This is a genomic window from Crocinitomicaceae bacterium, assembly GCA_016708105.1.
GTDB lineage: Bacteria > Bacteroidota > Bacteroidia > Flavobacteriales_D > Crocinitomicaceae > JADJGJ01.
The window spans coordinates 1,666,163-1,682,284 of sequence record JADJGJ010000001.1 but is presented as its reverse complement, the minus strand read 5'-3'; the positions used below and the strand labels follow the sequence as shown (position 1 = coordinate 1,682,284).

At 37.8% G+C, this 16,122-nt stretch carries 9 protein-coding genes; 5 read left to right on the top strand and 4 right to left on the bottom strand.

Annotated elements, in window-relative coordinates; translation table 11 throughout:
• Nucleotides 1–148: 148 nt before the first annotated feature.
• A complete protein-coding gene (locus IPH66_07335) occupies nucleotides 149–778 on the top strand; it encodes a hypothetical protein (protein ID MBK7129157.1) in 630 nt (209 codons plus the stop codon).
• A 597-nt stretch (nucleotides 779–1,375) separates the two neighbouring features.
• On the opposite strand, the gene IPH66_07330 is transcribed toward IPH66_07335, so the two are convergent.
• Entirely contained in the window at nucleotides 1,376–3,901 is a 2,526-nt protein-coding gene (locus tag IPH66_07330; GenBank protein ID MBK7129156.1) for a TonB-dependent receptor, read from the bottom strand.
• A 317-nt stretch (nucleotides 3,902–4,218) separates the two neighbouring features.
• Here IPH66_07330 and IPH66_07325 point away from each other — a divergent pair, with 317 nt between their 5' ends.
• The 4 genes from IPH66_07325 (at nucleotide 4,219) to IPH66_07310 (ending at nucleotide 11,417) form a co-directional block, all read left to right on the top strand.
• On the top strand, nucleotides 4,219–5,640 hold the full coding sequence (locus tag IPH66_07325; protein ID MBK7129155.1) for a hypothetical protein: 1,422 nt from the start codon (nucleotides 4,219–4,221) through the stop codon (nucleotides 5,638–5,640).
• A gap of 86 nt (nucleotides 5,641–5,726) precedes the next feature.
• Nucleotides 5,727–8,108, top strand: a complete 2,382-nt coding sequence (locus IPH66_07320) for a TonB-dependent receptor (GenBank protein MBK7129154.1) — start codon at nucleotides 5,727–5,729, stop codon at nucleotides 8,106–8,108.
• Nucleotides 8,109–8,265: 157 nt separating this feature from the next.
• The gene (locus IPH66_07315; GenBank protein ID MBK7129153.1) at nucleotides 8,266–10,674 is read left to right on the top strand and encodes a transketolase; all 2,409 of its coding nucleotides are present in this window, start codon (nucleotides 8,266–8,268) and stop codon (nucleotides 10,672–10,674) included.
• 80 nt (nucleotides 10,675–10,754) lie between these two features.
• Nucleotides 10,755–11,417 (top strand): NAD(P)H-dependent oxidoreductase, encoded by a 663-nt coding sequence (locus IPH66_07310; protein ID MBK7129152.1) that lies wholly within the window; start codon nucleotides 10,755–10,757, stop codon nucleotides 11,415–11,417.
• A 367-nt stretch (nucleotides 11,418–11,784) separates the two neighbouring features.
• Here the strand turns inward: IPH66_07310 and IPH66_07305 are convergent, their stop codons facing one another.
• From IPH66_07305 to ccsA, 3 genes are read right to left on the bottom strand one after another with little or no spacing between them, the layout of a single operon-like run.
• Nucleotides 11,785–12,300, bottom strand: coding sequence for a hypothetical protein (locus tag IPH66_07305; protein ID MBK7129151.1), 516 nt, complete (start codon nucleotides 12,298–12,300; stop codon nucleotides 11,785–11,787).
• Nucleotides 12,301–12,312: 12 nt separating this feature from the next.
• Nucleotides 12,313–12,768 carry a DUF1569 domain-containing protein gene (locus tag IPH66_07300; GenBank protein ID MBK7129150.1) on the bottom strand — a complete coding sequence of 152 codons (456 nt, stop codon included), beginning with the start codon at nucleotides 12,766–12,768 and terminating at the stop codon, nucleotides 12,313–12,315.
• The gene (gene ccsA / locus IPH66_07295) at nucleotides 12,749–15,892 is read right to left on the bottom strand and encodes a cytochrome c biogenesis protein CcsA (GenBank protein MBK7129149.1); all 3,144 of its coding nucleotides are present in this window, start codon (nucleotides 15,890–15,892) and stop codon (nucleotides 12,749–12,751) included. Before ccsA ends, IPH66_07300 begins: the two co-directional genes overlap by 20 nt.
• Nucleotides 15,893–16,122: the final 230 nt, after the last annotated feature.

The following is a 16,122-nucleotide window of genomic DNA, read 5'->3' as shown; positions in this document are numbered from 1 at the left end:
ACCTGCATGTGACGCCTAACAGTTTAAATATAAAATAAACTTGATTTAGAATTACTTCAAACCCGCTTGCGCTGAAGCGCTATTAGCTTCTGTTGCTAAGCCCCGCTTGTCTTACAGTCTTTTTTTTCTTAAATTTGTATAAATGACTATAAAGCATGAATTACAAAGTATCATTTCAGGAAATGGGTCAGTTAGGAATGGAAAAATTATCCAAGCAATTACCGACCACCTTAGAGGAAAAAAGAAAGCAATTCAAGCAACTACAAAAGCTAAGCTCGTCAAAGAGCAAGAAACGCAGATCTTAATTGAATTTGTCGAAAGTCAAAGTTTATGGTATAATGATGTTGATGAATCAAAGTATATTGGAGAAGGTGCCGAACAAAAGGTCTACGAATTCTCAGATTCAAATTTTATTCTAAAATTAAACGATTCCATTTTTTACGAATTGTGGGAGGACTACTTAAACAGTCTTTTACTGCACAATTATTTTTTTCCGCATTTGGCGTACGAATTACTTGGTTTTTACAGGTCAGAAAAATTGTATGCTGTCGTGAAACAACCGTTTGTAAGGTCCACCGAAAGCACAGACCTCAATAATGTCAAAGATTTTTTGTCTGCGAATGGTTTTATAAACAAAAAAGCAAACGATTATTTTCATCCAGGTCTTGGAATAATTATAGAGGATTTACATGATGAAAACGTATTGTCCGAAGAGGGGTCATTGCAGTTCATCGATACAGTCTTTTTTCTGATGCCCTCTTTTTTCGAAAAGGACTAGTCTTTCCTTTGCCAACGCAATTGAAGCTACTTGGTGAGTAAACCCAGTTCAAGTAAAAGAATCTTGAAGAAGTGTAGAGTGCAAATTAAATTTCTTACGTGAGTGAAAATTAAATTTCCTTATGTAGGCGCACATTAAATTTCTTTACGAAAGGGCAGGACACGACCTGCGCCAACACATGATCATTCATTGTAACCCGTCTTCAAACTTTTCATGCTCATGGTCACTATGAGATATCAATATCTTTTACCCTAAGAATTAAAATTCTACCCATCACACTCAATAAAGCGCCCCTTTCAGACAGTTTGAACATTTCGGTACAGAGTTTGTATTACCTTTTACAACAAACAAAACCACTCATTATGATAACGCTGAATGTACCCACCAAAAAAAGAAAACGCAAATGCGGCATTGACTTGGCAATTGTAAAAATGGGCGGCAAATCTGGCCTTGCCGGTTTATTGGCTCTTAAGTTGAATTGATTACTTGCCGATGCTTGACACGATGAAGTTATATTCACCGGATATAAAATAATTTCTGTTTTTAAAAGCGACGCAAACTTTGCCGCCAGGGAATTATCTATAATACGCCAAGAATTTACATTCCCATATCTCCACCATCACCACCTGAGCCCTCGCGTTTTTGACGTTTTTTGTCCGGATCCTGTGTTCCCAGTGTATATCCAAACGTAATCATAAACCTGCGTGATTGATGTTTCCAAATTCCTTCACTTTCAAAAATTCCCGGTTGCTCAACAGAATAGCCAAATTGCCTGGTGTTAAATATGTCAGTCACTTTGCCGCTCAAGTACATTTTATCTTTTAAAAATGTTTTTTTCAATGCAATATCTAAACTATACATCGGTTGTGATCTACCCTGAGTTAATACCATTGGCGACCTATAAAAACCGGTTAATTGCCCACTCCAACCTTTGTTGAATGTGAATGATTGATTCAAATTTGATGACCATGAAACTCCACTATTATTCAAATCACTTTCTCCACTGGTTGAGTTGATGAAAGTTTGTGAAAGATTAAATGATGCCGTAATTTTCCACCACTTGAATGGTTTATACATGACCATCAGATCTGTTCCATAAGAATAACTCTCATCTACATTTGACCAAGTAACTCGCGACACGCCTAAAGAGTCAATGCTGCGCACACGTTGTATCATGTCGGTCAAATACCTATAATAAACAGATGTGGTAATCGTGATTTTTTTTGAGTACATTCCGTATCCTACCTCAACAGAATTGATGTATTCAGGATTCAATTCCGGATTACCCACCATCAAGTTATATGGATCAGTATATTTTGGAAACGGATTCAACGCATGCAAATGCGGACGATTCACCCTGCGGCTATAACTCAACGTTAACTCACTTGATTTGCTGAGTGGTTTAACAATATGCATGGACGGATAAAGTGAATAATAATTGTTAGTATACCTATTTGTATCCTTATCAACTTCGGAACTAATGAAAACGGCCTCAGCGCGCAAACCAAACTGGAACTTTATTTTTTCAAAATCCATTCCGTAAATAGCATATGCTGCATGCACCTGTTCAGTGAAATTAAATTTATTATTTAAGCTATCATCTGCTATGTCAAATGTTTCTTGATAATAATCTTGGCTTACGTTTCTGATTGTAGATTTTGCGCCTGTTTCAAGTTTTGATAAACGGGTAACAGTGCTTGAATCATTCCGTATATAAGTTTTACTCATGGGTTTATAATAATCCAACTGAATGGTGGTGATATTGTTGCCATCAATGGTTGAAACATATTGATCCAATGAGTTAGGAATTAGCAAAACCAAATCATCAGGATTATAGGTGTTCTCAGTATAATATCCCAATTCAGAACTTTCGCCGGTTGAAAATTGTGCGTTAAAATCTAGTTTATGTTCCGGCTGTTCAAATTTTTTATTCCAGTACAAACTAGCGTCTAAGCCGTATTTATCACCAGGATCGTTACTTAATCTTTGCCACACATCGTAACGAGATACGGAGTCATATGAATAATAATACATATCTCCCGTGCGCTCTTCTCTGCCTATATTTCCGTTTACTGAAAAGCCTGTTGTGTTTTTAGGGTTGATATAAAAATCAGTTCCAAACTTGAGCATTTGTCCCTGACGTAAATGGGTTCCGGTACGTGATTGAACTTGTTTATCATAACTGTTGTTATACCATGTTTCATTGGTTTGATCAAAGTTGCGATACCCCTCATACCAATTTGAACTATAACCGCCATAAATATTGAAGAATTGATTACGATAAGCAAGGTTCAGGGCAATGTTGTGATTAAATCCTAAAAATTGGTTAAACGTATCAAGTGAATCAGGATGTATACCATTTTCAAGACTCAGGTCAATACTGGCATTGAAGCCTTTTAATTTATTTTTTTTGAGTACGATATTGATGATACCTGACATGCCATCAGGGTCATATTTGGCAGATGGATTTGTAATAATTTCTATAGATTCAATTGAGCTTGCCGGAATTGAAGTAAGCGCACCTTGTCTTCCGCTTCCGGTAATTGAAGATGGCCGCCCATCAATCAGAATGGTAACATTTGCACTGCCTCGTAAACTTACATTGCCATCCATATCAATGGTAACTGAAGGTACATTTTGCAAAACATCAAGTGCTGTTCCGCCTTGTGAAGTCAATTGTTTATCAACGCTAAAAACTTTGCGATCAATTTGTGCAATCACTTCTTGTTTCTCATAGACTACATCAACTTCTCCCAGTTGATTTGCTGAAGTGAGCATATTTAAATTCCCTAAATCAATACGTGTTTGTTTCTCGTTAAAAAAGAGCGAATCAATGAACAGAGGTTCAAATCCAAACGAGGTAATTTTTGCAATAGATGGTCCGGCCGGAATTTCAGAGATTACAAAATTCCCCAAGCTATCAGCTAAACCACCTGTCAGCACACTACTATCACGCACACTGATTAGAAAAATTTTAGCATACGGAACAGATGTTTGATTGACACCAGAAACCACTCGTCCGGTCAAGGTGCCAATTTTAGGTCGCTCACCGGTGCCGGGCTGAGCGAAAAGAAACGTGAGAGAGAAAAAACCTGATAAAAATATAAGTGCGCGTAGTGCCATCCGTTGTAGTTTGTACAAAATTACCCAATATCCTCGCTTTGACAATCTTTTTAGACAAATGGTTTAATTATCTGATAAAAGATCGTTGTAACTTTCAGCCGTTAAAACATTATAGTTGCACCGCATGAACAGACAGTTGATTCTTTTATTTTTACTCTTCTCTTGTAAGGCGCACAGTCAGCGTATTGATAATATACTGGCACAAACCAGAACGCAAATCACCAAACTAGAAACTCAAAGAAAGCAATGTCTGCACCATTATTCCTTGTGATTTTGCTGAAGCCAATTTTGACTTTCGTGATCTTTCATCATTAACCGTGATCAAGGTATATTATGTGTACACGCAGTATCGTGAAAGTGAAACGTTCAGTCAACCTGTGCTTGACAGATCACGCATGAATCAGTTGTATCGGGTTTATCCATTTTTAATAGATGATGTTTTAATTGAATGGGAGATTATTGAGCAAACCGGTTGTAAAATAACGGAAGACGGAGATTCGTATTTTCATGGTTTTGTTTTATATCATCGTCCGGTAGAATCAGAAGAATCACGCGCTGCAGAATTAAATTGGATGCATAATTTTTTAGCAGACACAAAAAAAGAAACTTATTATGATATGTATCAAGACCCTGTGGCAAGTCAGCTTGGTTCAGATACCATTGAACTAAAAACTGAACTAAAAACGCAGCCGGCATCCTTCGTTGGTGGTGACAATGAATTATTTTCACACTTCAGACAATCACTTAAAAACTCTCCTGAAATTAGTCCGGCACGAGATGATGTGTGGGTAACAATTCAAATCACCGTGAATGAAAATGGTCAGATAGAAAATTTGACTTTTATTGGCGAATATTCTACATCAGCTAAAAACAAGGTTGAAAACGCCTTTAAAGAAATGCCCTTGTGGCAACCGGCACTTGAGAATGGGAAAAAAGTAAGTTCAGTGGTGAATCTGGAAATTCGCGTATCCTATTCAATTGAAGTGAACGGCATGTATACCAGAGATGGAAAACGACCTGAATTTAAAGATGATCAGATAGACATGCCTGAAGGAATCACGGGCACCGATATCAACCTGCTCCAAACCGGTGAACCTTTCAGCGTAAAAAACACGGCACCTTACAAAGGGTTAGACTTACTAAAGAATAAAAAAAATCTTGCTATGATCATGGATGTAACCGGCAGCATGTATACCCATATTGCAGGCATGATATCATGGATGCAAACCTATTCAATCAATCACCCATTCACTAGTTTTACTTTTTTTAATGACGGAGATAAAAAAACCACCAAGCAAAAAAGAATAGGTGGCGCAGGCGGAATTTATTTTACAAAATCTGCCGGTGAATTGAATGAAAAAATTGATGAAGCCATGCTCAAAGGCAATGGTGGTGAAGCACCTGAAAATGATATTGAAGCTTTGCTTTACGCCATTCAGCACGATGAACAAGCCGAAGAACTGGTTTTAATTGCAGATAATTTTTCAGAGGTGAGAGATATGGAATTGCTGAATCACGTTACCAAACCTGTTCATGTTATACTTTGTGCTGCACCAAAATTTGTGCGACCAGAATATCTGAAAATTGCAAAAGATACCGGAGGATTGTTTATAGTCAACGGAGAAATCACTGATCTATCAAATGTGAAAAATGGAGACATTGTCTTAATTCAAAAAGTAAAATATCACTATAAAAACAATCAGTTTGAGATTGATCATAAGGGAGATATTCATTATTGATTTTGAATAAATAGTTCTTTAACTGAACAGAAGAAACATATCTTCATGTACCTTAGCAAATCATTACCCAAAACATAAATTACTGCATGCGCAAATTATTTTTTCTTATTCTGCTTGCTTGGTTTCATAGCCAAAGCTTTGCACAAGACGTTCAATTATCAGGATCAATCAAACAAGACAGTTCAGAAATTCCAATGGGGCAATTTATCATCTACTCATTGCCTGACTCTGCATTGATTAAAGGTGGTTACATTGATTCTCTTTATTTTGAAACCGTTTTTGATGGATCAAAAGGACGTGAATACCTCATTAAAATTAGTCTGGTCGGTTATCAAGACACCCTCATTTGGTTTGAGAAAACAAGTGAGACCATACACTTAGGTGAAATTGATTTGAGCTCAGCCAGAGAATTGCAAACTGTTGAAGTAGTTTATAGAAAACCTGAATTTCAGCGCACCTTAGACGGTATTACAGTCAACGTGCAAGGCACAACACTTCAAACATTAAACACCCTTTTTGATATCCTCATTGCATCACCAAAACTAAGTTCACCGGATGGAGAAAAAATAGAGATCATTGGTCGTGGAGCACCACTTATTCTCATTGACAGGCAACCCATCATTACCATTGATGAACTTCGCGCTGTGCCGGCAAGTATGGTTGAGAGTATTCAAATCATCACCAATCCATCAGCTAAATATAAGGCGCAAGGAAGTGCCAATGGAGTGATTGAAGTATTTACAAAAAACTTTGCACTGGAAGGATACAACATGAACGTAAGCACATCAGGAGGTGTAAATACGCAACTTATGCCAACAGCAGGACTCAATTTAGGACTCAACATAAAACGCAGTAAATTTTCAATGAACGGTTATTTGGGGGCAAGCTTGAATACATCATACAGTGAGGGGTATAGTGAGGCAAGTTCAGTGAGTGATTCAGAAATACTTTATAGCACCCCTTTTGACACTAAAAATCAAAACACTTGGTCGTACTATCAGCTTAAAACTGCCTATAGAATCAGTGAAACACAAAAAATCACCGCAGGTTTCAGAGGGAATGCCAGCTTCAGTACGAGTGATGCAAATTCTCTGACATCCTACTTTCAAAATGGAGCCACTATAACTAACACCACATCAAGTGGAGACACACGCTACATTTGGATGAGTAATAGCGGATTTATTAATTATCAAATTGAAACTGACACCAACAAAAGTTATCTTGAAGTCAATTTAAACTTGGTGCAAAAAAAAGGCAACTCAAACGGTACATCCATCAATGAATACTATAATTTTATATCTCTGGATTCAAGTGAATTCAGCTTGCGCACTGAGTCGCGTGATCAACCGTTGATTGGTGAGCTACGCCTCAATTATGAACATAATTTTGATACCAGCGGATGGCAACTCAGAACCGGATTTACGTATAGCGAATTGCTCAACAAAAAAGCGTACATCAGATTTAATAAGGCAGGTGATGAGTGGATTGAAGATCAGTTTTTCACTAATTCATATGATTATAAAGAACACCTTGGAACCGCTTACGTTGAAATTTCAAAAGACTGGAAAAAAGTTGGTTTTCGGGTTGGACTAACAGCTGAATATACGGGTCTTGAAGGTTACAGCAATTCTCTCAATAAACAATTCATTGATTCATTGTACATACTTCCATTTCCATCAGCCAGTATTTTATATCAACCTACAGAAAATATTGGACTTACCCTCTCCTATTCCAGCGGAATTGATCGTCCGCAGTTTTCAGATTATGATCCATTCATTCGGTTTGAAGACAGCTTGAATATATCTTACGGAAATCCCTATCTAAGACCATCTGTTTCTCACTCATTTGGTTTTGATTTAGATTTATTTTACGCGTATTCCATTTCATTCTGGTATGATCATAACGCTGACCCTATCAGTGAAATTTCTTTTTTTAATGATTCAAGTTTTTTAACTGAAACAACACCGTGGAATGCATTGTATGATCGCTCCATTGGCACAGATTTAAGCATACCCATTCAGTTAGATTGGCTGCAAGGATGGAACTCCATGTGGTTCAACTATAGCTATTATAGTTTCAGACCAGAATTTCAACGAAGTGATTTTACCAATGTGTCGTTTGGAATTTACTCATACCTAACCTTTATTTTACCTAAAAATTTTTCCATCATGAATCAATTAAATATTTATCGGTGGGCATCAGCAGAATATTTATCAAATACGCAAGTAAACTGGGGATTGAGATTTACTAAAAAATTCCTGAATAATGATTTGCAAGTTTATTTAGATGTTTCAAATATTCTACCGCCTAAAAACATATCCTCATCTTTCGGGGGAAATTATATATACCGCAGTGAAGCACAATACGCGTTCACCTCGTTCAAATTAGGATTGTATTATAAATTTGGCCGTTTGAAACAAGCAACACAAATACAGGAATCCAACTCAGGGCAATCAGGTAGAATCTAATTTTGTCTTGTCTCCTTGCACACTTAGGTTTGATTCATTATCAGATCATTAATCTGCAATAATTTTCAACATTATTTCAACTTCTCAACATTTTAGACCGGAGGTTAGATGAATCTTATCAAATTGCGTAAATTAGTGTCCAAAACAATTTTTACGCATGGCACAAGATACAAAGGTGATGAACGCACCTGACCAAAAATATCTCACTGAGGTTTTGAATGATTATAGAATTGCACGTATTTCACGTGAATGTTCATTATTAGGCAGACGTGAAGTGTTAGGTGGTAAAGCAAAATTCGGAATTTTTGGAGACGGAAAAGAAGTGGCGCAATTAGCCATGGCAAAACAATTTCAGAATGGAGATTTCAGATCAGGCTACTATCGGGATCAAACATTCATGATGGCTATTGGTGCCCTGAGTGTAAAAGAATATTTTGCCGCATTGTACGCACATACAGATCTTGAAAAAGAACCTGCATCAGCCGGAAGACAAATGGGCGGGCACTATGCAACCCGTTCATTGAATGAAGATGGTACTTGGAAAAATTTGATGGCGCAAAAAAATTCAAGCGCAGATATTTCACCAACCGGAGGTCAAATGCCTCGTTTGGTTGGTTTGGCACTGGCTTCAAAAATTTATCGCAATAACACAGCCTTACATGGCATGACCAATTTTACCAATAAAGGAAATGAGGTGGCGTTTGGCACCATTGGTGATGCCAGCACATCTGAAGGACCTTTTTGGGAATCTATCAATGCCGCAGGTGTTCTGCAAATTCCACTCGCAATTTCTGTCTGGGATGATGGCTACGGAATTTCAGTACCTAAAAAATATCAGACAACAAAAAGCTCTATATCAACCGCCTTATCAGGCATGCAGCGTACAAAAGATAATCCGGGTTATGAAATTTTCAAAACCAAAGGATGGGATTATCCTCACTTGTGTGAAACGTATGAAAAAGCAATTAAAGTTTGTCGTGAAGAACATGTGCCGGTTTTAATTCATGTTGAAGAAGTAAATCAACCTCAAGGTCACTCAACTTCAGGCTCACATGAACGTTATAAATCTCCTGAACGCTTGCAGTGGGAAAGCGATATGGATTGCGTTGAAAAATTCAAATCGTTCATCATCTCAGCTGAAATTGCAACCAAACAAGATTTGGATGCAATGGATGAAGAAGCTAAAAAATTTGTGCGTGATCAAAAAAATCTTGCTTGGAAAGAATTTACTGAAGAGCAAAAACACGATGTAAACACAGTTTGCTCATTACTAGATAATCTTGCTGCCCAAAGCGTCAATGGCGCATTCATCAAAAAAATAAGCGATGAATTAAAAAAGGCAATGGACCCAATTAAAAAAGATGTGTTCACCGCAATAAAAAAATCACTTCGGTATCTGCGAGGTGAAAATTTGCCGGAAAAACAAAATCTCATACAATTTTTGCGTGAACGTGAACAATCAAATTTTGATAAATATTCTTCATTCCTCTATTCGCAATCAGCTCATTCAGCATTAAAAATTAATGCAAAACCGGTTCAATTCAATTCAGATGAAATGATTGACGGCAGATTAGTTTTACGAAATAATTTTGATGCCCTGTTTGCAAAATATCCTGAAATATTAAGCTTTGGAGAAGATGTTGGAAAAATTGGCGGCGTGAATCAAAGTATGGAAGGCATGCAAGAAAAGTATGGTGAAATACGCGTTTCAGATACAGGTATACGTGAGTGCACTATTGTTGGACAAGGTATTGGATTAGCTATGCGCGGGCTGAGACCTATTGCAGAAATTCAGTATCTTGATTACCTACTCTACGCTATTCAGGTAATGAGTGATGATTTAGCTACTGTTCAATATCGCACCAAAGGAGGACAAAAAGCACCACTGATCATTTCAACACGTGGACACCGACTTGAAGGTGTTTGGCATTCAGGTTCACCAATGGGAATGATCATCAACGCCGTCCGCGGCATGTATGTTTGCGTGCCTCGTAACATGACTAAAGCGGCAGGTTTTTACAATACCTTGCTTGCTTCTGATGATGCAGCTTTGGTGATTGAACCACTTAACGGTTATCGCATCAAAGAAAAAGCGCCTATTAATTATGGTGATTTTTATGAGCCACTCGGTCAGGTTGACGTGGTGAATGAAGGAACTGACCTCACCCTTTTATCATACGGATCTACATTTAATATTTGTAGTGATGTGATCAAACAACTGGCTGAAGCAGATATTTCAGTTGAATTGATTGATGCGCAAACACTCATTCCATTTGATCTTGAAGGTGAAGTAGCAAAATCGCTTAAAAAAACCGGCAGACTTGTCATCGTAGATGAAGATGTTGAATCCGGTGCAACAGCTTATCTTTTGGATCAGATACTGGTAAAACAAAAAGGATATTTTCACCTTGATTCGCAACCACTCACTATCACGGCGAAAGATCATCGTCCGGCTTATGGAACAGATGGAGATTATTTTTCAAAACCCAATCATGAAACTATTTTTGATGAAATTTATGGCATGATGCGTGAGGCAGATCCGGGAAAATATCCTGCAATCTATTAAACTGATCAATCAAATTTTCAACATGGAGATAGAGCAGCTTTTTTTCTTCATGAATTTTATCAATCATTAATTTTTACGAGATGAAAAAAATTCTCATTGTACATGCGCATCCTGAACCGCAAAGTTTTTGCAGTGCATTAAAATCTAAAGCTGAATCATACTTCAATGCACATGGGGCTGAAGTAAAAGTGACTGATTTATACCAAATAGGTTTCAACCCTGTTGGCGGTAAAGACGATTTTTTATCGTTGAGTAATCCATCCTATTTCAAATATCAGGCTGAGCAGACAAATGCTTCACAACATAATTTGTTTTGTGCTGAAGTCAAAGCAGAAATGGAAAAACTGGAATGGTGTGATACACTTATTTTCAATTTTCCGCTTTGGTGGTTTGGTTTGCCCGCAATATTAAAAGGCTGGGTTGACCGAGTTTTTGCCATGGGATTTGTCTATGGAGCCGGCAAAGGAGTTTACGACAACGGTGTGTATAAAAATAAAATAGCTTTTGCTGTAATTACCACAGGTGGGCCAGAGCAAGCATACGGTAACACAGGAAAAAATGGAGACCTGGACACCATTCTTTTTCCAATTCATCACGGCATGTTTTATTTTGCCGGTATGCAAGTGATTAATCCCTTCATCAGTTTCTCGCCTGTTCGCCTATCTGATGATGAACGACAAAAAGAAATCCTGCGATTTGAAAATTTTCTAGCAGAAATTAACTCGGCGAAGAGGTTGTATTGATGGTTTTTTTCCTCTCTCCTCTTTCCTCTATCCACAAGAGAGAGGAAGTGACGCAACTTCGCACTCTTTCTAAACAATTACGCCCTGGCTTTCCCCCTCGCTGAGGGGGATTAAGGGGGAGGAAAGGAAGTGACGTTAAATAGAAATCTTCAGAAACCCTTGTGTTTTTTTCCTCTCTCCTCTTTCCTCTCTCCACAAGATAGGAAGTGACGTTACTTCGCACTCTTTCTAAACAATTACGCCCTGGCTTTCCCCCTCGCTGAGGGGGATTAAGGGGGAGGAAAGGAAGTGACGTTAAATAGAAATCTTCAGAAACCCTTGCGAAGTGGCCTTCCTCTCCTTTGGAGAGGATTGAGGAGAGGAAAAATCAATCACACTTAAAATTCCTTGAAACAATTTCGTATGGATAAAGAGAATCCTGTGAAAGAAAATCTAAAATTTCAGACCAAATGAGATATTCTACTTCATCGGTTGTCTCAATGTTTTCTTCGTATGATTCATATTGTTCTACATAATTACCGGGCATCATAGCCGGTGGAGGCAGTGGCTTGCCTTGACCAATTTGTGAAATGCGGCTGGTATAATGAAGTTTCAGGCTGTCATTTTGTAGATTCCAGGTTCCTTTCATTTGCATTCCAACATGATTATTAAAAATTAGCGAACCATTGGGGCAAAAAGTGTATTCGTTGTCATCACTTGCAAATCTTTCTGCTAATATCCATCCTGCGGGAGGCGTGAAGTCCAAATCAGACAAGGTATCAACATTTACAGTTGTTGAACTATCTTTTAAATTTTCATTTTCTGATGAAATTTGATTTGTGTCAGATGCGCAAGAATAAAATCCTGCAAAGCAAAAAAGAAAATAATAAACTGCTGTTTTCATTTCAATGATTACTTAAGATCCAAACTGATTCAAATGGTGGTCAAGGTGCACATAAATTAATCTGCCCCATTGTTTTTTTGTCAATTTTCCAAACACGGCATGTGCGTGAACTGCGTTGTCAGCAATAGCAATAAAGTCTTCAAGTTTTCTCAGCAAATAATCGCGGTCAGCATCAAAATTTACGGGCTTTGACCCTAACCTGTGCGGATCAAGTTCTGCCAGGGTTTTTACTTTTCCTTTTGGTGCCTTCATTCCTGCAAGTATTAGTTTTTTTACCAAGGTGCGAGTTAAAAATTTTGATTTGTTCTCAGCATGAATTTCACCGGTTGCCAATTTTACCTGATCAGCACAATGACAAAGCATTTCACCCACATTCATTTTACCCCAAATAGGCAAGTCATCGCGTTTGAGATCAGCAATGCGGACTTTTATTAAGTCATAATCTTTTTTAATCAGAATGTTTCCCATCAGCCGATTTTAAAAATAAACGATAGCGAAGATAAGATAAAATGCATAGACAGATAAGAAGGAAAACAGTTATTGGCACCCACATTTCAATAGGTATGCGATCACCTTGTGCATACGAGTGCAAACCACTGAGGTAATAATTCACGCCAAAAAATGTCATGATGATACTTGAGTAACCCCAGAGCGCTGCAATATTCATAGTGAACACCCCCTGCATGCGAGGTATAAATCTGAAGTGTAAAATCATGGCGTAGATTACCACAGATGCAAGCGCCCAAGTTTCTTTGGCATCCCAGCCCCAGTATCTGCCCCAACTTTCATTTGCCCATACACCGCCTAAGAATGTACCAACGGTTAGCAAGAATAATCCAACAATAATAGCTATTTCAATAATGTAAGTAATCTGTTGTGCATTTACACGGATGCTCGCTTTATTATGATCGTTCACAAAACAAAAGAGTAAGAAGTTTACCAGCGCAAGTATGGCAGCAATTCCCAGAAATGCATAACTGGCAGTGATCACCGCCACGTGAATCATGAGCCAGTATGATTGCAATACAGGCACAAGAGGACTAATATCAGGATCCATATTATTCATGTGTGCCACAAACAACATCAACCAGGTTAAAATACTTCCCGCACCAAGCACAATGGTATTTAATCTATAAAAAATTAAGGTAACAACTGCCGTAATAAATCCAATAAAAACCATGGCTTCATACCCATTACTCCACGGTGCATGACCTGAAATATACCAGCGCATACCTAAACCTGAACCGTGCAGAATAGTCATCAATAACACAATAATAAATCCAATACGCAGTGGCCATTTCATGCTATCCTTTTTAAGGAACACGCTAACAAACCCAACAATCAGCATCAGGAAACCGATGATCAAATGTCCGTAATTCAGCCGCTTGAATAAATTCATTTCATTGTACATGATTTCAAGATTCACCAACTGGTCAGATGGCATAATTTCAGGCGGAGCGGCAGCGCGTTGAAACTCACGAATGACTTGAATTCCCAGATTGGCCTGTGACCAGTCTCCGGTTTCATATCCCATTTGTATTCCTTCAAAATAACGCATGGTAATTAGGCCTAATACTTCTGCATCTTCACCGGTGAAAGGTGCTGCCGGATCAAAAGGCGAATACCAGGTATTGTTTGAATCAGCCGGCATTGGAAAAATTTTTAAATAATAACCACTGAAAACACCAATCAATACATTGAAACGTTCGTCTGTTTTTAATATGTCTTTATCATATTTATTCTGATCAGCCGGACGCTTGAGTTGCGCTGCTATTACATCATCATACAATAAATAATTGCCATCCATATCCAAAAAATCTGATACACATGCACGGTTATTTCCTTCAGGCAGATTGAGTTTTTTTCCAATTTGATCATTTGGAATGGCTATGAGTGGTTCTGTTGCCCACTCTTCTTTGTTGGAATGGATACCCAAAAAAACTTGCGTTGCTGATAAACCTTTGTATTTGTCTGCCCGATAAACTTTTCTCAAAATTTCAAGCGCTACCGTATGTACCGGTTTTTGTCTGCCTTTAAAATCTTGTACTATCAAACGTGAAAACTGATCAGCATGTTCTTTATCTATAATATTTTCAGGTTGCGCCATCAAACTGCCTGATGAAAAAACTCCAAGCATGAACAAAAGTGCAAGCGAAACTTTTTTCATATCCAATTCTTTTGTTTTTCTTACAAGATATCTGAATCGGCCGTTGCGAGCAAAGAGATTGAGAATGAAACCTAAACCAAGTAAAAAATATCCGATGTATGTAATCAAAGTTCCCGGTTTGTCATAGTTCACTGAAAGAATGGTGCCGCGTTCATCAGGATCATAAGACGATTGAAAAAAACGGTATCCACCATAATCAAGTACGTGGTTCATAAAAATACGATGATCAAATTGTTGTCCTGTTGCGTGATCAAGCACCGTGACTTCACTGGCAAATGATGAAGGATTATTGGTGCCGGGATAACGCTCCATCTGAAAATCATTCAGAAAAAGTGAAAATGGTAATTCAATAATGCGTGAACCCCATGCCAGTTCATAATTTAAATCTCCAAGCGTAAATTTGATCAGCTTTGGATAAATACCTAAACCACCCGGCAAAAGAATCTCTTTCGTTAGTTCACCCTGAGAAACTTTCATCAATAAACCATCAGGACCACGCTCACCGGACTGTGCAGAAACATATTGCAATTCACCGTGCTTAAAATAATTACGCAATACAAAGCGCGTACCTTCAACATTGTATAAACGACCAAAAGTAAGCGAGTGCACAGTATCTGCAGACAAAACTCCTTCAGTAGAATCACTCATTTGGTAATATTGAATATCAGCATCTGCAATGATAACCAAACCAGAGTCAGAGGACTGAATATTTACAAGAGAAAAGGCAGATGTATCATTAAACCCAATAAAGATTCCACCGGTGGATAATACCTCACTTGATTTGATATAATTATAATCTCTGCCCTGTTCACCAACCGTTACCAATTCAAGCCATGCATCACCTGTCTGGGTTTCAATGAGGGTATCTTTGATGTTGGGAATAAAATCAACGAATTCAAATTTTATTGATTGATCTTGTCCGGGAAAATCAACTTCATGATCAAAGTAATTATGACCATAATCAGGTGAACCATCATCTTTTCTATTGTAGACATTGGTATCAAGCATTACTGGTACATCTACTCTGTATTGTTTATTGAAATCATGCACCAGCGCTTGAAAATAGGTATCAGAGCTCAATAATTCATTAGAGGCTTGCCCTTCACGAATGCGCATGTTGCCCTCATAACCAATTTTACGCGTTGTATAAGCACCGGCAACAATCACCAACAAAGACAGGTGAAAAGTCAAGGAGCCAATTTTACTTAGTTTGAACAAATTATACCGGTAGATATTGAAAATCAGACTCAATGAGAGATAGAACAGAATCAATTCAAACCAAAGAGTGCGATAAATATGTTTTTGAGCCGCTAGTCTGCCAAAGTCATTTTCATAAATTGTAGCATACCCGATTACCGCAAAAAAAGCGAACAAAGCCACCGCCATCAGTGACATTGAGAATATACGTCGGAGTAGTTTGTCCATCCTGAAACCGTGTAATTAGTAAATGTGGTACAAAGTTACAGTAAAGAATAATACAAACTCATTAGGACAGCACTTGAGAATGACTGTTCTCATTACGAAAAGATTGAATAATTGCTCTTAAGTTGAAACCAATGAATAAATATATGCCTTATTTCAGCGGCTTAATTGGTTAATTTGAATTGAAGTTCTATATTTGCACCCGTTCAAAAAATTCTAGAAAGAATAAACTA